Raw genomic sequence first — 20,655 nt, 5'->3', positions numbered from 1 at the left:
GATTGTAAAGCCTTTGTTTACAGCCGCTTTACCTGTTCTTAATCTTTGATGTATATTTGCTGAAAATTTATTTTAAATTGATATGATTATAAAAACAATAAAAGGAAAATCACCTAATATACCTGAGGATTGTTTTGTAGCTCCTAATGCTACAATTGTAGGTGATGTTAGTTTAGGTGCGCAATGTAGCATCTGGTTTAATGCAGTTATTCGTGGCGATGTAAATAAAATTACCATAGGGGATAAGGTAAATATTCAAGATGCTGCTATAATTCATTGTACTTATTTAAAACATCCTACTACTATAGGCAACAATGTATCTATTGGACATGGTGCTATGGTACACGGTTGTGTAATACACGATAATGTATTAATTGGTATGGGTGCAATAGTAATGGATAATTGTGTGATACATAGTAATTCCATTATAGCTGCAGGAGCTGTAGTGACTCAAAATACAGTTGTTGAATCCGGGGCTATCTATGCAGGGGTTCCAGCAAGGAAAGTTAAAGATTTAAGTGAGTCAGATTTTGCAGGGGAAATTAAGCGTATTGCCGATAATTACGTGATGTATTCCAGTTGGTATGACTAGTGAATAAATTCAATATATAACACAAAAGCCTATTGGAAACAATAGGCTTTTGTGTTAAAAATCTTTATACTGTATTTCTGCGGATTCTGTTATAAAACTAGCTAAAATTTTTGGGTCAACATTCGAATAGAACTTATAGCTAGGCTTAGTAAGTTGAACTTTTAATAGATTATGTTGGTCAAGTATATTTTTGGTTTGTAAGGCAACAGCTTTACCTGAGTCTATGATTTTGATATGATCGGGTATTATTTGTTTGATTAAAGGAATTAAATAGGGGTAATGGGTACATCCTAGTACTAAAGTATCTATGCCTTTATCCACCATAGGTAATAAGTAATCCTTTAAATGCTCCATCATTTGTTCAGAGTTAATTAATCCAGATTCTATTAAGGTAACAAGATTATAGCCTATTTGCTCTATTATTTCAACGTGAGGATACTGTTTGATCTTCGCGCTATAAAAATCGCTAGTAATGGTTCCTTTTGTGGCTAAAATACCAATCTTAGAGTTTTTTGTCAAGATTGTTGCTGGCTTAATAGCTGGCTCTATTCCTATGATAGGAATTCTATAATGTTCTCGCATCTCACTAATGGCGTTTGTGGTTGCTGTATTACAAGCGATAACAATAATTTTGCAATCTTGTTGGATTAGAAAATCTATATTTTTAAAACATAAGTTAATAATCTCTTGTTTAGTCTTTAAGCCGTAAGGAGCATTTTTTTGATCACCTAGAAAAACAGTGCTCTCCAAGGGCATTAGTTGATTAACTTCACGCCAGATGGTAGTTCCGCCTATTCCGGAATCAAATAAACCGATGGGATTGTTTTTTAGCATATACAAATATAAAAAAAACCACTCTAAAGTTAGAGCGGTTTTATATGGTTTTTATTTATCAAATAATTAGTTGATACCTAATTCTTTTTTAACATCAGCAAGTAGATTATCTCCATCTGCTAAAAGTACTCCAGAACCAACAGAAGAGTCTAATACATAGTTAAAACCTTTAGCTTTTCCAACTTTTTGGATCGCTGCTAGAGTTTTCTCTAAAATTGGTTGAGATAACTCGTATTGTTTTTTCTGTAAGTCTTGTTCAGCTGTTTGACGGAACTGTTGAATTCTTTGTTGTAAATTTTCTATTTCAACAGCACGCTCTTCATTTGTAGCATCTCCAACAGTAGCTGCTTCAGATTGATATTTTTGAATTTTTGTTTGATATTCAGTCATCATCGTGGTGAAGTTCTTATCGTAATCTTCTCCTAATTTTTTTAGTTGAGCTTCTGCAGCTTTCATTGCAGGTAGTTCACTCATTAAAACTTGAACATCAATGTGAGCTACTTTAGATTGAGCCATCACAGCTGTAGTACCTACGCCGAAAAACATTACAGCTGCAATTAATAACGATTTCATTTTTTTCATTGTTACTCGATTTTTTGATTTATTATCTATAATTATTATTCAATTAATTTTTCTGTTCTTTTTCTTGCTTTGCTTTTTCTATTTGATCCTTTCTATCTTGGATCTCTTTGGCAATGCGCTCTTTACGTTGTTGGGCCTCTTCCAAGGCTTTTTGTTTTCTTTGTTCGTTTTGAATACGAACTTGTTCTATTTCTTTATTTCGACGTTCGATAGCTTCTTCGCGTTTTATTCTTGCAGCTTCTTGTCTTTTTTCTAAATCTATTCTACGTTGCTCGCGCAAGGCTTCATAATCTAGAGTTTGTTTGTTTTTTTGACGTTCTAAGTTGAGTTCAATACGTTTTTGACGTTCTTCCTCAATTAGCTTGTCTCGCTCTTGTTTTTGCCTTTGTATTTCGGCTTTTTGATCTTCAATAAGCTGTTTTCTTTCCTCAAGTGCTTTTTGTTTGGCTAGTGCTGACTTTTCTCTTTGCAGTTCAAGTTCTTTTTGTTTTTCTTGATACATTTTCTCTTGTTCTGCAATTTTAGCAAGTCTAGCTTGTTCTAACTCTTTAGCCTTGGCTTCTCTTTGCTTATTAAGCTCCTCTTGTTTTGCAAGTGCGGCTTGTTGTTGTTGGAACTTAGGATCGTTTGCCTGTTCAGCTTTACGTTGTTTTTCTTGTTGACGTAACAAACGGTCTGCCTCGGCTTTTCTTCTTTGTTGTTCCTCTCTTCGAGATTGACGAAGTGCCATTTGGTCTTCCTCTTTCTCTTCTTGTTCTAAGGCAGCAACTTGCGTTTTTGTCATGTTTTGTTTGCGCCTAGCACTTGCCATTCGCTTTAAAACCAACTCGCTTATATCATGCCTTTTGGTAGCTAAAACCATTGTAGACTCGGTGTTCTTGTCTAAAACATAATCAAATTTTCTAGCCTCAGAAATATCTTCAATAATAGAAAAAACTTGATCTTGTATTGGCTTAGACAACATTACTTTTTGGGTAATTAAGTCTCCTTTGGCTCCAAATCTTTTCTGTTGATATTCGTATAACTCTTGTTCTAGTATAGAAATTTCTTCTTCTTTTTCTAATATTAGCTCACGAGTTAGTAAGATTCGTTCAGCTGCCAAATCATCTTTCAAAGACTGGATTTGCATTTTTTTAGCATCCGCTTCCGCCTTCCAAGATTCTGCTCTAGAATCAATGGCCGCAGTAGCTTCTATATATTCTGGGGTTTTACCCAGAATATACTCCATGTCTATATACGCAACTCTTGCACTCCCGCCTTGAGCTAGTACAAAGTTGAAAGATAATGTAAATATACAAATTATAGAAGCTAAAACAACTCTCATTTTAATCGAATTTAAGTATTATCTACATTAAAACGATTGACCAAGTATAAAGTGTGTTTGCCATCCACTCTTACGTGTTTCCCCTGGAACAGGATCAAATCCATAACCAAAGTCAATACCTAATAGACCAAACATTGGCATAAATACGCGTACTCCTAGACCAGCTGAGCGTTTAAGTTCAAAAGGCTGATAGTTTCTAAAGGTATCGTAAGCATTCCCTGCCTCTGCAAAAGACAACACATAAACTGATGCACTCGGTTTTAATGTAATTGGATATCTTAACTCTAACGTAAATTTGTTATAAATAGTACCTCCAATTTGTTCTCCTCTACTATTTATTGGCGTAAGGGTTTGGTTTTGGTAACCTCTTAATTGGATTACTTCACGACCATCTAGTGAGAAGTTCGCAAGTCCATCACCTCCAAGGTAGAATCTTTCAAAAGGTACAATACCTCTGTGTTGGTTATAAGCTCCCATATATCCAAACTCACCAACTGTTCTAAGTACTAGTTTACCTGCAAGGGTTGTGTACCAGTCTGCTTTGAATTTTAATTTATAGTACTCTAACCAGTTAAATCTTTTTTGGTCAATTTTACTTTGATCAGGTGCCGCATCTTGCCATTTAGAAACTGCTTGTCCTTTATCGTTAATATAGGTACCGGCTGCTAAAGGTAGTCCTGTTGATGGATCTATGGCGCCTTCTTTTGCCGTTAGCTTATATTGTTTTTCATTATGTAGATTTTGGTAGTCTACTTTGTTAAATAAAGAGTACGGGGGTGTGAACTTTCCACTAATACTAAAAAACGAACCAAAAGTAGGGAAGATCGGATCAATACCACGATTATCTCTTCTTAATTCAATTTGGTAGGCTAAGTTTTTAGATTCTCCGTCTCCGAAAGTAAATAGACCTGTATTATAGTTTTTCATGTCATAGTACTGAAAACTTAGGGTATGCGATAATACAAAATAGTCATCAGGTACATTTAATTGTTTGGCTAAACCAAAGGATAAAGTTGTGATGTTAAACCCTCTACTTCTATCGGTTGTACGTGTATAGTAATCATACATGTTTTGCTGGCTATAGGCAACTGTTCCAAAGAAACTAATTGGTTTTTTACCTCCAAACCATGGTTCGGTAAAACTTAAACTATAGGTCTGGTAGTAACTACTTCCTTGTAAACGAAGTGCTAATGATTGACCATCACCCATAGGGAAAGGTTTGTATGCTTTTTTATTAAAGATATTTCGTAAAGAGAAGTTGTTAAATGAAAGACCTAAGGTTCCTATAAAACCACCGCCTCCATATCCACCTTGAAGCTCTACTTGACTTGATCCTTTTTCCACTACTTGCCAATCTACATCAACTGTACCAGCGTTAGGATCTGCATTTAAAATATCCGGAACGATCGCCTGGGCATCAAAGATTTGTAGTGCTCCTAATCGACGCATTGTTTCCATAACTTGTGCTTTACTCCAAGTCTCGCCTGGTCTGGTACGCAATTCTCGGTGTATTACTCGGTCGTGGGTTGTTTTGTTTCCACTTACTGTAATGTTGTTAAACTTAGCGATAGGTCCTTCTGTAATTCGGATTTCAAAGTCTATTGTATCGTTTGCAGTTTTAACCTCCACAGGGCGAATTTGAGAGAAAAGATATCCGTTGTTTTGATACTGGTTAGTAAGATCAAATGCATCTGGATTTTTTTGATCTTGTACACGCTTATCTAATAAGACACCATTATATACATCACCTTTTTCGATTCCTAAAATACGATTTAAATACGCATTGTTATAAACTGTATTTCCAATAAAGCGTATATCTCCGAAATAGTATTTGTTTCCCTCTTGAACATCAATGTTAATAGCTACGGTGTTTGTGGCCGGATCATAAGCCGTAGTATCGGCTATAATACGGGCATCACGGAATCCATTTTCTTTATATTTCTCAATAAGGTTCTGTAAATCTTCTTCATATTTAGCAGAAATATATTTTGATGGTTTAAATAAACGCAAAGGATTCCAAGGACTACGTTGTTTTGTGTCCTTCATTGCTTTTTTAAGTTTTTTATTGGAAAGTTTTTCATTGCCATTAAAGTCGATCTTGGAGATGCGGACTTTTTTGCCTTTATCTATACCAATAACTAAATCAACTTTTCTTCCTAATGTATCAGTAGGAACAGTTTGAAGGGTAACTTTTGTATTGTAAAAACCATCTTTCTTATACTTATTTAGTAAAAAGTATTTCGTGGTAGAAAGGAAATTCTCATTCACAATTTGCCCCTTTGTAAGCTTAGCCTCTTTTATAAGAGCCTCCGATTTTGTTTTCTTATATCCTTTAATATCGATATTGTCTAAACGAGGTAGCTCATTTAAACTTAACTCTAGATTAATTGTATCATTAACAACCGATGTTTCATAGATGTTGATATCTGTAAAGAAATTTAAATTCCATAGCTTTTTCAAGGCATCCGAAATTTCTTCTCCAGGTACTGCTATTTGCTGTCCTTTGGTAAGGCCAGTAAAGGTTATAACGGTTTGTGGGTTATAATTAAATTTTCCAGACACTTTGATGTCTCCAATGGTGTAGATTTTTGGAGCCTCAAAAGAAGGAATGTTAATACTGTCTTGCGCTTGTGCGTTTTTGCAGAAAAATCCTGCAGCTAACAGTGCAAAAAGTGTTGTACCTTTTTGAAACATTATTTTCGTTTTTTATTAAAGTTGTTCACTAGTTTTTCCAAATCTTCTTTCTCTATTTTGATAAGTTAGAAGGGCCTTATAAAATTCCTGTTCGCAAAAGTCTGGCCATAGTACTTCTGTGAAATATAGCTCGGCATATGCTATTTGCCAAAGCATAAAATTACTTATTCTTTGTTCACCGCTTGTTCTAATTAAAAGATCAACTTCGGGCAAGTCATGCGTGTAAAGATGCTCATTTATAATCGATTCGTCAATATCGGTTACAGAAATTAAGTTATTTTTAACTTTATTTGATATATTTTGTATTGCTTGGATTATTTCGTTGCGAGAACCGTAACTAAGGGCTAATGTAATTGTTAAACCAGTGTTAGATTTTGTGGTTTCCATAACCTGTTTAAGGTTTTTCTGCACCTTAGAAGGTAATAGGTCTATATTTCCCATAGCAGTTAAAACCACATTATTTTGCATAAAAGTGTCTAGTTCTTTTTTTAGAGATCTAACCATAAGATCCATAAGCATATCTATCTCAAATTTAGGTCTTGACCAGTTTTCTGTAGAAAAAGCATATAGAGTTAGAAAGGGTATTTTTAGATCTACGCAAGTCTTAATGGTGGAACGAACCGACTTTACGCCATTCTCGTGTCCAATTGTTCGTAAGAAACCTTGCTTTTTAGCCCACCTACCGTTCCCATCCATTATAATGGCAACATGTTGTGGTAATTTGTTTAAGTCTAGTTGATGTTCTAAATTCATTTAATCTGCGCAATAACATGGGTTTTTCCCAAATGTATAACTTAAAGAGATACCGCTGTAGAAAAACCAATCGTTTTGGTTTTTACCAAAACTATATGGTTGTTTATTTTCTTGAGAAGGATGGCTACCATCTAAATTATTAGTAAATGTGTAATTGGCCATCACCTCTGCATTGATGTTTAATTGTGGAGTTAATCTAAACTTTAATCCCAGAGCAAAAGGCACTGTTACCGAGTTTTTCTTATCTCCTTTAACCAAATCTACTCGATTGGATGCCAATAGGCCATCCTCTGGTTCGTCTGGTTTGAAATATAAATCCGTGTATCGGATAGCCGAAATTCCAAAATACACATACGGTGTTAAACCAAAACTCTCTTGATGTAAATCAAACTCAAAAAAGTTAAACTCTAATCCCAGAGCCAACTGCTGTATGGTATTATCAAATTTTAGGCCTCGTTGTTTCCTGCCTGGCGCATCCGATTTAGCATCATCTCCACTTATTTTAGTTTGTGTAAAACTAATTCGGTAGGAATGACGCGGACTTTTATTTAATCTATAGAATAAAGAAAAACCTGCATCTTTAGGATTAATAAATTGACTGCTTCCAATATCTCCTACATAGTTTCCAGCTCCTACTCCTAGACCAACTTCATGAATTTGCCCATAGGCAATTGACATGCTAAAGATCAATAAAAAAGACAATAGGATTTTATTCATTCTGTTAAAATAATTTACAAATATAGCAATATAGGAAAACAAATAAACATTTATTTTCACAAGTAATATTTACTTTTGTTCTGTTATAACTCTTAGAAGCTTGTTTTATTATAGAAAAATCTTTTTTTAATGCAATAGACTAATTTCTTTTATCTTCTCCCCAAAGTAGTTTTGTGCGTAAGGTTTTGATAAAGCTTTGATCTTGGAATTCCACAAGGTCTATTGTAAAAGGAGCTTTTGAAATGGTTAATTCAGTTTCGTTGTCAATTGCCTTTGTTGTTGTATCTAATGAAACTAAGAATTGGTTCTCGCGACTACTTACTTTTAATTTTATTTTTAAATTATCTGGAATAACAAGTGGTCTAACATTTAAGTTGTGAGGCGCCAGTGGAGTTATTACAAAACAGTTTGTTTCTGGCTCAATAATAGGTCCGCCACAACTCAAAGAATAGCCTGTAGAACCAGAGGGAGTTGATATAATTAGTCCATCTGCCCAGTAGGTGGCTAAGTATTCGTGATCTAAATACGTGTCAACAGTTATCATCGAAGTGGTGTTTTTGCGTGAAACAGTTACCTCGTTTAGAGCATAACGTATATCAAAGTCGTTATTTTTCTCAGGATTACACTGTAGACTTAATAAAGAGCGTTTTGATAAGGTATAATTTTTTGTAAATAGATGAGGTAAAAGAGTTTCTATATCGTCTTGTTGTACGTTGGCTAAAAAACCAAGTCTACCTGCGTTGATTCCTACAATTGGAATATTCATACTTTTAATAAAGTTTGCCGCCCTTAACATGGTTCCATCGCCTCCAATGCTAATAAAAAAATCAGTGTCATTATCCAAAGGTGTGTCCTCTCCAAAGGTTTGGTAATCTAAGGATAATAGATTGTTTTGTTTTAGTAGGTTATAAAAATGATCTTCAAAAATAATTTGAGTTTGGTAGCCTTTAAAAACGTTTAATAAACGAAGTATAATGTTTTGGACTATAGGCTTACTAGTTTGTCCGTATATTGCAACCTTCATATTAGATATCTAGGTATTTGTTTAAATATTGTGATCTTTGCTTTAAGTCATTTAAATAAGTGTCTTCCTTGTGGTGAGAAAGAATTTCAAATCCATGTCTTCTAAGATCATCTAAGATTGTTTTTGTATTTTGTTTGTTTTTCTTTATCAATATCTGTATTTGTCCATTATTTTGTTCAAGTAACACAATGCCATAAATTTTAGCATTGTTACTCTCGATAATTTGACTAATTAGGGAAATGCTATAATCTTCCACCTTTTGAGATACTATTAAACTAATTCCTGGCTGTTCGATAAAAATGGTTTTTGACCAAAAATTAAGTAGCGATTCTTTTTTTAAAATTCCTGTTAAACAACGGTTTTTATCTACAACGGGTAATACATTTGTGTCGTTATAGGTAAATAAGTCGTATATTTCAAAAATGTTCAGTACAGTATCTTCTTCGATGCAAAAGTACTCTAAATTGTAGATAATATCGTTAGATAATTGCTCCGATTCTTGGTTTTCGAAATCCTCTGCCAGTAGACTTCCTAAAAACTCTTCGTTTTGATTTACAAATGGTAAATGGGAAAGGGAATTGTCTAGGATGTATTCTCTACATTGTTTTACTGTACTATTACTGGAAAAATGTGCAACAGACTCAATTAAACTGGGTTGAAACTCAAACATATCGACTTGGATTTATACGTGTTGCAAAATAATCAAAATTTAATCAATAGAGGTTAATTATACTTTGTATTTTTGTATTTAAATATTCTAAATTATGACTAAGTTATCTGTAAATATTAATAAAATAGCTACTCTGAGAAATTCTAGAGGAGGTGATGTTCCCAATTTATTACAAGTAGCCAAAGATGTTCAAAAGTTTGGAGCTCAAGGAGTGACTATTCATCCACGTCCAGATGAACGACATATTCGTTATCAAGACGCTCGAGATCTTGTTCAGGTGGTACATACTGAATACAATATCGAAGGAAATCCAATGGATAATTTTTTAAATTTGGTTTTTCAGTGCAAACCCACCCAAGTTACCTTGGTTCCCGATGCAGTTGATCAATTAACCAGTAATGCAGGATGGGATACTTTAAAGCATAAAGATTTTTTAACCGATGTAATTAAGGAGTGTAAATTAAAGGGAATTCGTACCTCTATCTTTGTAGATCCTGAATTAGCTTTTATCGAAGGAGCTAAGATAGTCGGGGCGGATCGTATTGAATTATATACCGAAGAATTTGCCCTTGGATATGGTAGGGGAGATTTAAAGGCAATAGATCCTTATATAGAAGCTGCGAAATTGGCTACCGAGTTGGATTTAGGGATCAATGCTGGTCATGACTTAAGTTTAGATAATATTGCTTTTTTCAAACAAAATATTCCTAATTTATTAGAGGTGTCCATAGGTCACGCATTAATTAGTGAATCTTTATACTTAGGATTGGAAAATGTAGTGAACATGTATATTAGAAAATTACAATAATGCAGGAGATTTTATATTCAAATATTGAGGGGACAAAAGGCACTCCAATGTTAGTGATTCATGGGTATTTGGGAATGTCTGATAATTGGAAGAGTTTTGCAAAGCATATAAGTGAACTTGGGTATCAAGTGCATGTATTAGATCTTAGGAATCATGGACGAAGTTTTCATAGCCAACAGTGGTCATATCAAGTAATGGTTCAAGATGTAATCAATTATATGGATTACCATAATCTACAAAAAGCCATTGTTTTAGGACACTCCATGGGGGGAAAGGTAGCTATGAACTTGGCCACACAGCACCCTTTACGTGTAGAGAAACTTATAGTAGCTGATATTTCGCCAAGGGAGTATGCGCCTCATCATCAAGATATTTTTCAAGCTTTAGATGCAGTAGATTTTTCGCTAAAGCCTAGTAGAGCTGAAGTAGATAAAATTATTAGTCATTATATAAGTGATCAGGCAACTAAATTATTTTTATTAAAGAGTTTGTATTGGGTTGAGCCAGGTCAACTTGGTTTTCGATTTAATAAAGAGGTTTTTAATGATAATCCACAAGTTGTCGGAGAGGCACTTGATAAGCAAGCTACCTATGATGGACCTACTTTGTTTATTCGTGGGCAGGAATCGAATTATATTTTAGAAAAAGATTGGGAGTTAATTCAAAAGCACTTCTCTAATGTAATTCTACGTACAATTCCAAATGCGGGTCATTGGTTACATGCGCAAAATCCAGAATTATTTTTTAAAATAGTGAATGAATTTTTGCAAGGAGCAAATTAAAATTATAAATTAAGAATTATTGATTTAATTCCTAAAAAAGATAGTGAAAAAAGCTATTTACCTTTGCGTAAGTAGCTTTTTTTTGTTTTAATGCTGGATTTGTTTTTAGTATTCATTTTAATCTCATAGTGCGATAATGATACTTTTTAGCTAAAAACTATGTTGTTTATTAAGGCTTATGTGGGTTATTGGTTTTCGAATCTTAATTTTTTAAGAAATAAGTCTTTGGTTTTAAGATATTTTAAGTTTGTGTTGTTTTTAGTTATTTTATCATATTTAGAAAAAGTCAATTATTATGCATGCATAGTATGTGTATTTAATGAAAATAATGTATTTCTTTATTTTTTAATGTTAAAATAAGAATTAAAAATTTGTAAAATTATTGTAATCATTTATATTTGAATAATGACGAATTTTAAATAAAAAACGATTATGATTAGAAAATTAATATCATTGTCCCTTTTGTCCTTAATATCTTATTCCGCTTTTGCAGGGGGGTATCGTGTAAGTATGCAAGGAAATAAGCAACTTGCTATGGGACACACAGGGGTAGCTGTGATTAGTGGAGCTGAGACTTTGTTTTTCAACCCAGCAGCTTCGGTTTTTTTAGAAGATACGTGGAGTTTTTCAGCTGGTATCACTTATTTAGTGGCCGATACAAAATTTGAAAATAAAACTTACGATTGGAAAGATGAGACGCGTAATCCAGGTACTCCAATGTATGCTTATGCTGCTTATAAAGCTACAGATTGGATGACCCTTGGATTGGCTATTTACACTCCTTATGGAAGTAAAGTGGAATGGGATCATGGATGGCAAGGAGCTCACCTTGTTAATAATATCGATTTAAAGTCATTTTATATTCAGCCAACTGTGGCCATTAAAGTTAGTGAGCGCTTTAGTTTTGCCGGGGGGCCTATTTTTGTTAGTGGGGGCGTAACCTTTAATAGAAACGTATCTCGTAGTTTAACTAATGAACAAGGTGATTATACAAACGTGACGGTAAAGTCTCACAATGTTACCGCCTGGGGATGGACCGCGGGGTATCTCTTAAATGTGGATGATCATCTACGTATAGGTATGAACTATCGTTCGGAGATCATTATGAAGGCCAAAAATGGGACGGCGCAATTTCATGATGTTCCAGCATTTGGTCAAGCTTTATTTAAAGATGGTAAAATTACCGCTCAAATGCCTTTACCTGCAGAGTTAACAGTGGGAGCTTCTTATGAGTGGGGGAAATGGTTGTTTGCCTTTGATTATAACAGAACTTTTTGGCATGTTTACGATGCTTTAGTTATTGATTTTGTGGATAGTCCTGCTATTGGAACTTCTGTGAATCCTAGAAATTATAAAGACTCTAGTACTTATCGTCTTGGAGGACAATATACTTTTAATGATCAGTGGAGTGTTAGGGCTGGTTGGTATTATGACCAAAGTCCAGTACAAGATGGTTATTTTGCTCCTGAAACCCCTAGAAATGATTCTCGTGCATACACTGGAGGTTTCACCTATAAGTTCAAAAATGGAATTGGTATTGATGTAGCAGCTTCGTTCCTAGACTTTAGTTCAACTAAAAATTCTTATGATTATTACCAAGAGGATGGTAATTACGTTTCTTTTGGAGGTACTTATAAAAGCGCGGTAACAAGCGGAAGTATCGGTATTAGCTATAGTTTTTAACATCGAAAAAGAAAAATTATGAAAAAAAGATATTTATTACTTTTACCAGCCTTGGCTATTATGACAAGTTGTGAGCCGGATATAAAAGATGGAATTGATTCCCATACCTATTATGCTGGAGAGGCGGATTTCTCTACCTATGTTGCTGTAGGTAATAGCTTAACGGCTGGTTACATGGATGGGACCGTTTTTAAAAGCGGGCAGAAGTACTCTTTTCCTAGTATTTTAGCAGAAAAATTTCAAGTAGTGGGTGGGGGAGAATTTACTCAACCATCTTTTGAGGATGATGTGAACAATGTTGGGGGATTACTCTTAGGAGGCAATGAGATAGCTCCAACTCGTTTAATTATGAATATGCAAACAAGTTCTCCTGAGAACATTAAGGGAACTATTACCATTGAGGTTTCTAATCAGCAAAAAAAGGCTTATCATAATGCTGGGGTGCCTGGAGCAAAGAGCTTCCATCTTTTAGCACCAGGTTATGGATCGTTGGCTGGAGTAGCCAATGGAACTGCTAATCCTTATTTTGTACGAACAGCAACCAGCGAGCAGGTTTCTGTTTTAGAGGATGCACTTAGTTTAAACCCAACATTTTTTACCAATTGGATTGGTTCAAATGATGTGTTAGCTTATGCTACAAGTGGGGGTGAAGGAGTAGATCAAAATGAAGTTAACGGTTATGATCCTGCATTATATGGTGGTAACGACATTACTCATGTAGCTGTTTTTGCTAGTGTATATGAGACAATGACCGAGCTTTTAACAAAGAATGGGGCAAAAGGTGTGGTTGCAACAATTCCAGATGTAACTGCAATTCCTTATTTCACAACGGTGCCTTATAATCCATTAACACCAGAATTAATAGGGAAGGAAAAAATACCGACTTTAAATACTTTTGTAGGAATGCTTAAACAGATTTTAGCCCAAGGTGGACAGGCTGATCGTTTAGAGCTTTTCTCGGCAGAGCATTCAAATGCTCTTTTAATTCAAGATAAATCATTGGCTGATATGTCTGGTTTGTTGAAAATAGGATTAAAACAAGTTTCCGATCAGGGACTTTTTCCTTTGACAGATACGGAAATTGCTATGATTAGTACCTTGTTTGCTCAAGCTAGACATGCGACAAATAAAGATTTATTTGTATTAACAAGTAAAGCGGCCATAGGAGTGCCAGTTGGTAATACGGGTAATCCTGCTTTGGATGCGCTTCTTGTAAGTGGAGTTACTTATCCGCTTAATGATTCTTATGTGTTAACTCCACCAGAGCAACTTAAAATCAAAACAGCAACAGATAACTTTAATGCTATTATAAAAACTACTGCAGCTAAATACGGCTTAGCAGTAGCTGATATGAACGCAATTTTAAATCAGGCTGTCAGTGGTCTTAGAGTAGAGGATGGTCAGATTTATACAGCTGATTATTTTCAAGGCATGGGCAATTTAAATACAGTAATGTTTTCTTTAGATGGAGTACATTTAAACCCTAGAGGATATGCTTTTATCTCCTCGGAAATCATAAAGGTAATCAATCAGCATTTTAAAGCGAATATTCCACTTGTAAATCCAGCCACATATCCGGGGCCTACTTTATTGCCTAGTAATTAAAAAATAACTAAATTTATAAAAAAAAGTTATGGGATTAATTATTAGATTATTAATAACGACTGCTATTGTAATGTTTTTATGTTGGTTATTACCAGGAGTAGAAGTACAGGGTTGGACCTCTGCATTATGGGTAGCGGTGGTATTGGGATTATTGAATTCGTTTTTAAGACCTGTTTTAATTTTTCTAACTCTACCGGCAACTTTAATTACTATGGGATTGTTTCTTTTAGTTATTAATGCGGTAATAATTTTAATTTGTGAATATTTTGTTAGTGGTTTTCATGTGGATGGATTCTGGTACGCGGTTTTATTTAGTATCGTTTTGACCTTTTGTCAATCACTTGTCAATGGGTTTATTCAAAAAGACAGCCTAGAAAACCAATAAAAAAATTAGGGATTGAAATACAATCACTTAAAAACTTGGATGGGTTGTAAAAATAATTTATTTTTGCAACCCAAATTTATTATGTAAATACATCAAAAAATGAATATTACAAGAAATAATGTAGATGCTCTAAATGCAATCGTAACTATTGAGCTTGCAAAGGAAGATTACCAAGGTAATGTTGATAATGTTTTAGCTAATTACAAAAAGAACGCAAACGTTCCAGGATTTAGAAAAGGTGCTGTACCGATGAGTTTAATTGAAAAACAATACGGGAAAGCAGTTTTATTTGAAGAGGTAAACAAAATTTTGCAAGAAAAATTAAACAATTACCTTGTTGAGGAGAAAATCGATATTTTAGGAAACCCACTTCCAGTTGCAAACGATCAGTTTGATTGGGATGCTGATGTATTAAAATTTGATTTCGAATTAGGTTTAACACCTGAATTTACTGTTGATTTAGAAGCAAAAAAAGGTGTTACTAAATTCACAGTTGTTGCTGATGAGCCAATGCTTGATGAACAAGTAGAGTATATTCAAAAGCAGTATGGAAAATTAGTTTCTAAAGAAGCAGTAGAGGAAAGCTCTGATTTATTAGTTACTGTTACAAATGAGGAAGCAGGAATTAATCACGAGGCAAAAATTGCAGTTACTGATTTTAGAACAAAAACAAATCAAAAGAAATTCTTAAATAAAAAAGTAGGTGATCAAATCACTGTTGCTACAAAAGGATTATTTGATGACGAGCACAAGTTAATGAACTTTACAGGTTTAGATCACGATGCTGTTCATGGATTAGAAGTTGATGTAGTTGTTACTATCAAAGAAATTAATGAAACAGAAAATGCAGAATTAAACCAAGAGTTATTCGATAAATTATTTGGAGAAGGAGTTGTAACTTCTGTGGAGCAATTAAAAGAAAAAATTAAAGAGGACGCAGAAAAGCAATTCAAAACTCAAGCAGATCAAAAATTCATGAGCGATGTTTATGAAAACTTAGTAGAAACTACTTCTTTTGATTTACCTGCAGAGTTTTTGAAAAAATGGTTACAAACTGCTGGTGAAACTGCAATGACTCCAGAGCAAGCAGAAATAGAATATAACGGTAGTGAAAAAGGTTTGCGTTTTCAATTAATTGAAGGAAAATTGATGTCTCAGTTTGACTTACAATTAGATTTCGAAGAAATTAAACAGCACACAGTTAAATTAATTAAAGATCAGTTAGCACAATTCGGACAAGCTGAACCAGATGAAAAAACTGTTGAGGATATTGTTGCTAGAGTTATGTCTAACCAAGAAGAAGTTAAGCGTATTTCTGAACAAGTAATGAATGAAAAAGTTTTAGCTTTATTTAATGAAAAAGTAAAAGCTGATACAAAAGAAGTTTCTTACAAAGATTTCGTTAAAGAAATGTATGGAGAATAATTTCTCAAGAAAAAAATAAGTATATTTGAGCGTCTTCCTAAAAGGGGGACGCTTATTTTTTAGAACAAAAAAGCAATAGATATATGGACTACGGTAAGGAATTTCAAAAATTTGCTACAAAGCATCATGGTATCAATAGCATGTACTACGATAAGATCGTAAGTAGTATGACGCCTTATATTATTGAAGAAAGACAAATGAATGTGGCTTCAATGGATGTATTTTCTCGTTTAATGATGGATAGAATTATCTTTTTAGGTACGGGAATCGATGATTATGTAGCTAACATTATCCAAGCACAATTATTGTTTTTGGAGAGTGTAGATAATAATAAAGATATTAGTATTTATATTAATTCTCCTGGAGGAGGAGTTTACGCTGGACTTGGTATTTATGATACAATGCAGTTTATAAAACCTGATGTAGCTACTATTTGTACTGGAATGGCTGCTTCTATGGGAGCTGTACTTTTATGTGCTGGTGCTGCAGGAAAACGTTCTGCTTTACCACATTCACGTGTGATGATCCATCAGCCACTTGGAGGGGCACAGGGACAGGCATCGGATATTGAGATAACAGCGAGAGAAATTTTAAAATTAAAAGACGAATTATACCAAATCATTTCTAAACATTCTGGACAATCAATGGAGAAAGTACATCACGATAGTGATCGTGATTACTGGATGATAGCTCAACAAGCCAAGGAGTATGGAATGATTGATGAGGTATTAATTAGAGAATAAAAAATTTATGGCAAAACAACAGATGAAATGTTCTTTTTGTGGTAGACCCGAATCAGAAACAAATATTTTAATAGCAGGTATAGATGCTCATATTTGTGATCGATGTGTAGAACAAGCCTATGGTATTGTTTTAGAGGATACTTCTTCGGAGCAAGTAGAAAGCTTAGGTAAGGAATTGCTACTTAAAAAACCCATGGAAATACGAGCTTTTTTAGATCAATATGTTATCGGACAAGATCAAACTAAGAAAGTTATGTCTGTTGCGGTTTACAATCACTATAAGCGCTTGTTGCAAGAGTCAAAAGCACAGGAAGATCAAGAGCAGGATATAGAGATTGAGAAAAGTAATGTAATAATGGTAGGGCAAACCGGAACAGGTAAAACCCTAGTGGCTAAAACTATTGCTCGAATGTTAAATGTTCCTTTGGCAATTGTAGATGCTACTGTATTAACCGAAGCGGGTTATGTTGGTGAGGATGTTGAGGGTGTTTTAACTAAATTATTGCAAGCTGCGGATTATGATGTAGAGAAAGCAGAGCGTGGAATTATTTTTATTGATGAAATTGATAAAATAGCACGCAAAAGCGATAATCCTTCTATTACCCGTGATGTATCAGGGGAAGGAGTTCAACAAGCTTTATTAAAACTACTAGAGGGTAGTATAGTTAATGTACCGCCAGAGGGTGGAAGAAAGCATCCTAATCAAAAATTTATTGAGGTTAATACAAAAAATATTTTATTTGTAGCAGGTGGGGCTTTTGATGGTATTGAAAGAATTATTTCAAAACGTCTAAATTTTCAAGCTGTAGGATATAGCTCCCTTAAAGATGCGGATCAAGTGGATCGTGCCAATTTGATGCAGTACATTATACCAAGAGATATTAAAGAATTTGGATTAATTCCAGAAATAATAGGTAGGTTACCTGTATTAACTCATATGGATCCTTTAGATCGCAGTGCTTTAAGAGCTATTTTAACCGAACCTAAGAATGCTTTAATTAAGCAATATGAGAAGCTTTTTGCAATGGATAATATAACTTTGGAGGTTATGCCAGAGGCTTTAGATTTTATTGTAGAAAAAGCCTTGGAATATAAGTTAGGAGCTAGAGGATTGCGTTCTTTATGTGAAGCTATTTTAACCGATGCAATGTATGAGTTACCAAGTAAACCTGAAATTACTAGTTTAGTGGTAGATTGTGCTTATGCACAACAAAAGTTAAATAAAAACCTGTTACAGCGTTTAGAAGCTGCAGCTTCTTAAATAATTAAAAAAAGAAAATAGGACTGATTCCAAAAAGTTGGATGAAGTTTTACAATCTTTGTATAATAATGAGCTCGGTATTTTATATCGGGCTCATTGTATTTAAATTACCGCGTATTGGCTATTTGTTATAATATTTAATGAACAGTTGTCTTTTTACTCTGGGGCAAATTCCTATTTAAACATCTCTTTTTTTTTTATTAGTATTTTTTTAAAAGCTATGTATAATTCAAGGACGGAGCTTCATTTTGCAAAAAATAAAGGTAGATAATAAAACCAATAGATTCGAATCGGTGATTTTGTAATTTTTAATAAAAAAAGGGAGAAGTATAAAACTTCTCCCTTTGTACTCGGAGCGGGAATTGAACCCGCACGAACATTACTGTTCACTGGATTTTAAGTCCAGCGTGTCTACCAATTCCACCACCCGAGCTTAACGCGGCTTTCCTTGTGGATTGCGAGTGCAAATATAGGATAAAATATATTTCTGACAATAAACTTTTTAAAAGTTTTTTAGATAAATAGCAAGAATGTTGATTTGTAAACACTTACAAATAATTATTTTAAGTATGTTGAAGTCTCAAGTCAATATCTAGTAAAAACTAGGGATTCTTTGGATATAAAAATCGCTATTTTTCTCAAATAGTCTCGATTATATATACTTTTAAACTAGTAGTAAACTACTTTTATTACATAACAAAATAAATAAAAAAAGGGAGAAGTATTAACTTCTCCCTTTTGTACTCGGAGCGGGAATTGAACCCGCACGAACATTACTGTTCACTGGATTTTAAGTCCAGCGTGTCTACCAATTCCACCACCCGAGCTTATCGTGGCTTTCCTTGTGGATTGCGAGTGCAAATATAGGTTAAAAACTTGTTTTTGCAATAAACAGAGAAGGATTTTTTAATCTTTTTTCAAAGTTTTTTTTATCATATTGAAATGTAGTTATTTAGGATTTAAAAGAGGAAGCGAAAGATCTGTAAATTCAGATTTACGCTAAGTACTTTATTAAAGTTTGATGATAATTAGAATTCTAAAGTCTTTGAATTTGGGTATATCTATAGATAATTGGTAGAATATTTTTGTTGTACTGTTTTGTCTTCATACAAGTTTTGTTGTCTTGTGTTTTTTTCTTGATATCGGGTATCTATTTTATGTATTTCTGGATTTGATAAAGCAAACCTTTTCGCAATGCTTTTTTTCAGGTTAGAAGAACAACAGAGTTTATTTTATGCTATTATTTTGTTTTCTAAGGCTTAGATTTGACTATTATTTATTTTGTTCCTTTTTACTTTGAGTCTTATCGTCTTGGAGCTCGTATTTTTTTGTTGGTTTACTATTTAGCTGTTTTTAAAATATAACTAGGTTTATCTTTTAGGTTGAATTTACATACAAGTAAGGTCGTTTTTTTTTATAGTTTGTTTAAAGGTTTTGGTGTTATTTTTTATGCATTAAATAATCCGCTACAGCTTGATAGGCGGGCAATGAAGTTGGATCGTTTGCTTTATTGGCAGCAATGGGGTGCGAGGCTAATCTAACAATAACCATTTGGGCTGTAGGATCAATATATATGGCTTGACCATGTACGCCTCTTGCCGTAAAGGCCCTGTTCTTATTTTCTGTTATCCACCACATATTTCTGTAGGACCATCCTTTTAACTGATGGTTCTCCGATTTTGCGAAAGCTTGTTTATTACCTCCTTTTTCAATATCTAATATAGCTTGTTTTGGAATGATTTGCCTATGATCGAATTGTCCTTGATTACGTATTAATTCACCAAATCTTGCTAGATCTCTTAAACCAGCATTTAAGCCTCCTCCTGCAAAGGCTATACCAAGGGCGTCAACTTGATAATATGCGTCTTGTTCAGCGCCAATTTTAGACCATATAAGCTCACTTAGTAATGTTGGTATAGATTTATTTGTACTACGAGAAATAATCCATCCTAAAGCATCAGAGTTAACAGTTTTGTATCCAAATATTTCTCCGTGATTTCCTTGTTTTTTAATTGTCTCTAGAAATTGGTAATAACCTACGGGACCTTGGTGTGTTTTAGGATTTATAAGATGGCTACCTGCTTGTGAGAATTTCCATACATCTGCATTTGGATCTGAATAATCTTCACTGTACTTTAAAGCAGTTGTCATATCCATTATTTGTCTAATTGTAGCATCTGCAAAAGCTGAGTTTTTAAGTTCAGGAACATAATAAGATGCTGTTTTTTGCGGATCTAATATTCCTTGTGCAACTAAAATACTAGCAAGGGTACCGGTGAAGCTTTTGGTTAAAGACATAGTGGCATGCACATTTTGTGGTGTAAAATCCGATAGGTAGCGTTCATATACTACTTTGCCTTTGTGTAGAATTATGATTCCGTCCGTATAGTTTGCCCATAAAGATTCTTCCCAGCTCATGGTTTGATGAGTATTTGTCACTGTAAATGTAATCTTATCTATATTGGAGTCTAATTCATATGGAAAGTCAATGGGAGCTTCTAAGCCTTGTGAAACATTTTTAGTGGGTAAGAATTCACGCATATGCATAACACTATAGCGCAAAGCGGGGAACTCAAAAAAGGAACCATCCTGAGCACTTAATACTCTATCTTTCTTTGGTGGAAATCCTTGCATCCAACCAAATTTTTCAGGTTCACTTTGCTTTGCGGTTAAAAATTCTGTGTCTTGGGCTTGTAAGGCTCCAGTGGATAATAATGCCGATAAAAGTAAGGTAGTGTTCTTTTTTGTTGTCATAGTTAATTTTTACAGGTAA

General features: G+C 34.1%; 18 protein-coding genes and 2 tRNA genes. 9 read left to right on the top strand and 11 right to left on the bottom strand.

Features of this window, described 5'->3' with window-relative positions; all coding sequences use genetic code 11:
* Positions 1-82 precede the first annotated feature (82 nt).
* Positions 83-592 carry a gamma carbonic anhydrase family protein gene (locus ACYSNV_RS00490; protein ID WP_461760605.1) on the top strand — a complete coding sequence of 170 codons (510 nt, stop codon included), beginning with the start codon at positions 83-85 and terminating at the stop codon, positions 590-592.
* A 54-nt stretch (positions 593-646) separates the two neighbouring features.
* On the opposite strand, the gene murI is transcribed toward ACYSNV_RS00490, so the two are convergent.
* The 8 genes from murI to ACYSNV_RS00450 all read right to left on the bottom strand — a co-directional run bounded on the left by murI (position 647) and on the right by ACYSNV_RS00450 (position 9,190).
* Positions 647-1,426, bottom strand: coding sequence for a glutamate racemase (murI, locus tag ACYSNV_RS00485; RefSeq protein ID WP_461760604.1), 780 nt, complete (start codon positions 1,424-1,426; stop codon positions 647-649).
* A gap of 66 nt (positions 1,427-1,492) precedes the next feature.
* Entirely contained in the window at positions 1,493-2,008 is a 516-nt protein-coding gene (locus ACYSNV_RS00480) for an OmpH/Skp family outer membrane protein (RefSeq protein WP_461760603.1), read from the bottom strand.
* Between the two features lie 43 nt (positions 2,009-2,051).
* Positions 2,052-3,332 (bottom strand): OmpH/Skp family outer membrane protein, encoded by a 1,281-nt coding sequence (locus tag ACYSNV_RS00475; RefSeq protein ID WP_461760602.1) that lies wholly within the window; start codon positions 3,330-3,332, stop codon positions 2,052-2,054.
* Between the two features lie 27 nt (positions 3,333-3,359).
* Positions 3,360-6,026 (bottom strand): BamA/OMP85 family outer membrane protein, encoded by a 2,667-nt coding sequence (locus ACYSNV_RS00470; RefSeq protein WP_461760601.1) that lies wholly within the window; start codon positions 6,024-6,026, stop codon positions 3,360-3,362.
* A 15-nt stretch (positions 6,027-6,041) separates the two neighbouring features.
* Positions 6,042-6,779 (bottom strand): isoprenyl transferase, encoded by a 738-nt coding sequence (locus ACYSNV_RS00465; RefSeq protein ID WP_461760600.1) that lies wholly within the window; start codon positions 6,777-6,779, stop codon positions 6,042-6,044.
* Positions 6,780-7,496: a type IX secretion system protein PorG gene (porG, locus tag ACYSNV_RS00460; RefSeq protein WP_461760599.1), complete on the bottom strand. Its 717-nt coding sequence runs from the start codon at positions 7,494-7,496 to the stop codon at positions 6,780-6,782.
* Between the two features lie 139 nt (positions 7,497-7,635).
* Positions 7,636-8,520, bottom strand: coding sequence for an NAD kinase (locus tag ACYSNV_RS00455; RefSeq protein WP_461760598.1), 885 nt, complete (start codon positions 8,518-8,520; stop codon positions 7,636-7,638).
* Between the two features lies 1 nt (position 8,521).
* Positions 8,522-9,190 carry a CBS domain-containing protein gene (locus tag ACYSNV_RS00450; RefSeq protein ID WP_461760597.1) on the bottom strand — a complete coding sequence of 223 codons (669 nt, stop codon included), beginning with the start codon at positions 9,188-9,190 and terminating at the stop codon, positions 8,522-8,524.
* 94 nt (positions 9,191-9,284) lie between these two features.
* On the opposite strand from ACYSNV_RS00450, the gene ACYSNV_RS00445 reads away from it, so the two are divergent.
* The 8 genes from ACYSNV_RS00445 (at position 9,285) to clpX (ending at position 17,882) form a co-directional block, all read left to right on the top strand.
* Positions 9,285-9,998, top strand: a complete 714-nt coding sequence (locus ACYSNV_RS00445) for a pyridoxine 5'-phosphate synthase (RefSeq protein WP_461760596.1) — start codon at positions 9,285-9,287, stop codon at positions 9,996-9,998.
* Positions 9,998-10,780 carry an alpha/beta fold hydrolase gene (locus ACYSNV_RS00440; protein ID WP_461760595.1) on the top strand — a complete coding sequence of 261 codons (783 nt, stop codon included), beginning with the start codon at positions 9,998-10,000 and terminating at the stop codon, positions 10,778-10,780. The genes ACYSNV_RS00445 and ACYSNV_RS00440 overlap by 1 nt, the downstream gene beginning before the upstream one ends.
* Before the next feature lie 432 nt (positions 10,781-11,212).
* Positions 11,213-12,463: an OmpP1/FadL family transporter gene (locus ACYSNV_RS00435; RefSeq protein ID WP_461760594.1), complete on the top strand. Its 1,251-nt coding sequence runs from the start codon at positions 11,213-11,215 to the stop codon at positions 12,461-12,463.
* Positions 12,464-12,481: 18 nt separating this feature from the next.
* The gene (locus tag ACYSNV_RS00430; protein WP_461760593.1) at positions 12,482-14,068 is read left to right on the top strand and encodes a hypothetical protein; all 1,587 of its coding nucleotides are present in this window, start codon (positions 12,482-12,484) and stop codon (positions 14,066-14,068) included.
* Positions 14,069-14,096: 28 nt separating this feature from the next.
* Positions 14,097-14,453 carry a phage holin family protein gene (locus tag ACYSNV_RS00425; RefSeq protein ID WP_461760592.1) on the top strand — a complete coding sequence of 119 codons (357 nt, stop codon included), beginning with the start codon at positions 14,097-14,099 and terminating at the stop codon, positions 14,451-14,453.
* Positions 14,454-14,552: 99 nt separating this feature from the next.
* Positions 14,553-15,878, top strand: a complete 1,326-nt coding sequence (gene tig, locus ACYSNV_RS00420) for a trigger factor (protein ID WP_461760591.1) — start codon at positions 14,553-14,555, stop codon at positions 15,876-15,878.
* Between the two features lie 83 nt (positions 15,879-15,961).
* Positions 15,962-16,621 carry an ATP-dependent Clp endopeptidase proteolytic subunit ClpP gene (clpP, locus tag ACYSNV_RS00415; protein WP_461760590.1) on the top strand — a complete coding sequence of 220 codons (660 nt, stop codon included), beginning with the start codon at positions 15,962-15,964 and terminating at the stop codon, positions 16,619-16,621.
* Between the two features lie 7 nt (positions 16,622-16,628).
* Positions 16,629-17,882 (top strand): ATP-dependent Clp protease ATP-binding subunit ClpX, encoded by a 1,254-nt coding sequence (gene clpX, locus ACYSNV_RS00410; RefSeq protein WP_461760589.1) that lies wholly within the window; start codon positions 16,629-16,631, stop codon positions 17,880-17,882.
* Positions 17,883-18,229: 347 nt separating this feature from the next.
* Here the strand turns inward: clpX and ACYSNV_RS00405 are convergent.
* The 3 genes from ACYSNV_RS00405 to ACYSNV_RS00395 form a co-directional block, all read right to left on the bottom strand.
* A tRNA-Leu gene (locus ACYSNV_RS00405) sits at positions 18,230-18,315 on the bottom strand.
* A 308-nt stretch (positions 18,316-18,623) separates the two neighbouring features.
* Positions 18,624-18,709 (bottom strand) — tRNA-Leu (locus tag ACYSNV_RS00400).
* Positions 18,710-19,322: 613 nt separating this feature from the next.
* The gene (locus ACYSNV_RS00395; RefSeq protein ID WP_461760588.1) at positions 19,323-20,636 is read right to left on the bottom strand and encodes a serine hydrolase domain-containing protein; all 1,314 of its coding nucleotides are present in this window, start codon (positions 20,634-20,636) and stop codon (positions 19,323-19,325) included.
* Positions 20,637-20,655 lie beyond the last annotated feature (19 nt).

It is taken from the genome of Myroides sp. LJL119, from assembly GCF_054871605.1.
This window is presented reverse-complemented; position numbering and strand designations above follow the sequence as displayed.

Coding starts and splice junctions, on each gene's coding strand:
- ACYSNV_RS00475 (WP_461760602.1), bottom strand. CDS start 3,332: ATGAGAGTTGTTTTAGCTTCTATAATTTGTATATTTACATTATCTTTC.
- ACYSNV_RS00450 (WP_461760597.1), bottom strand. CDS start 9,190: ATGTTTGAGTTTCAACCCAGTTTAATTGAGTCTGTTGCACATTTTTCC.
- clpP (WP_461760590.1), top strand. CDS start 15,962: ATGGACTACGGTAAGGAATTTCAAAAATTTGCTACAAAGCATCATGGT.
- ACYSNV_RS00465 (WP_461760600.1), bottom strand. CDS start 6,779: ATGAATTTAGAACATCAACTAGACTTAAACAAATTACCACAACATGTT.
- murI (WP_461760604.1), bottom strand. CDS start 1,426: ATGCTAAAAAACAATCCCATCGGTTTATTTGATTCCGGAATAGGCGGA.
- ACYSNV_RS00430 (WP_461760593.1), top strand. CDS start 12,482: ATGAAAAAAAGATATTTATTACTTTTACCAGCCTTGGCTATTATGACA.
- ACYSNV_RS00395 (WP_461760588.1), bottom strand. CDS start 20,636: ATGACAACAAAAAAGAACACTACCTTACTTTTATCGGCATTATTATCC.
- ACYSNV_RS00470 (WP_461760601.1), bottom strand. CDS start 6,026: ATGTTTCAAAAAGGTACAACACTTTTTGCACTGTTAGCTGCAGGATTT.
- ACYSNV_RS00490 (WP_461760605.1), top strand. CDS start 83: ATGATTATAAAAACAATAAAAGGAAAATCACCTAATATACCTGAGGAT.
- ACYSNV_RS00425 (WP_461760592.1), top strand. CDS start 14,097: ATGGGATTAATTATTAGATTATTAATAACGACTGCTATTGTAATGTTT.
- porG (WP_461760599.1), bottom strand. CDS start 7,496: ATGAATAAAATCCTATTGTCTTTTTTATTGATCTTTAGCATGTCAATT.
- ACYSNV_RS00440 (WP_461760595.1), top strand. CDS start 9,998: ATGCAGGAGATTTTATATTCAAATATTGAGGGGACAAAAGGCACTCCA.
- ACYSNV_RS00480 (WP_461760603.1), bottom strand. CDS start 2,008: ATGAAAAAAATGAAATCGTTATTAATTGCAGCTGTAATGTTTTTCGGC.
- ACYSNV_RS00435 (WP_461760594.1), top strand. CDS start 11,213: ATGATTAGAAAATTAATATCATTGTCCCTTTTGTCCTTAATATCTTAT.
- ACYSNV_RS00455 (WP_461760598.1), bottom strand. CDS start 8,520: ATGAAGGTTGCAATATACGGACAAACTAGTAAGCCTATAGTCCAAAAC.
- tig (WP_461760591.1), top strand. CDS start 14,553: ATGAATATTACAAGAAATAATGTAGATGCTCTAAATGCAATCGTAACT.
- ACYSNV_RS00445 (WP_461760596.1), top strand. CDS start 9,285: ATGACTAAGTTATCTGTAAATATTAATAAAATAGCTACTCTGAGAAAT.
- clpX (WP_461760589.1), top strand. CDS start 16,629: ATGGCAAAACAACAGATGAAATGTTCTTTTTGTGGTAGACCCGAATCA.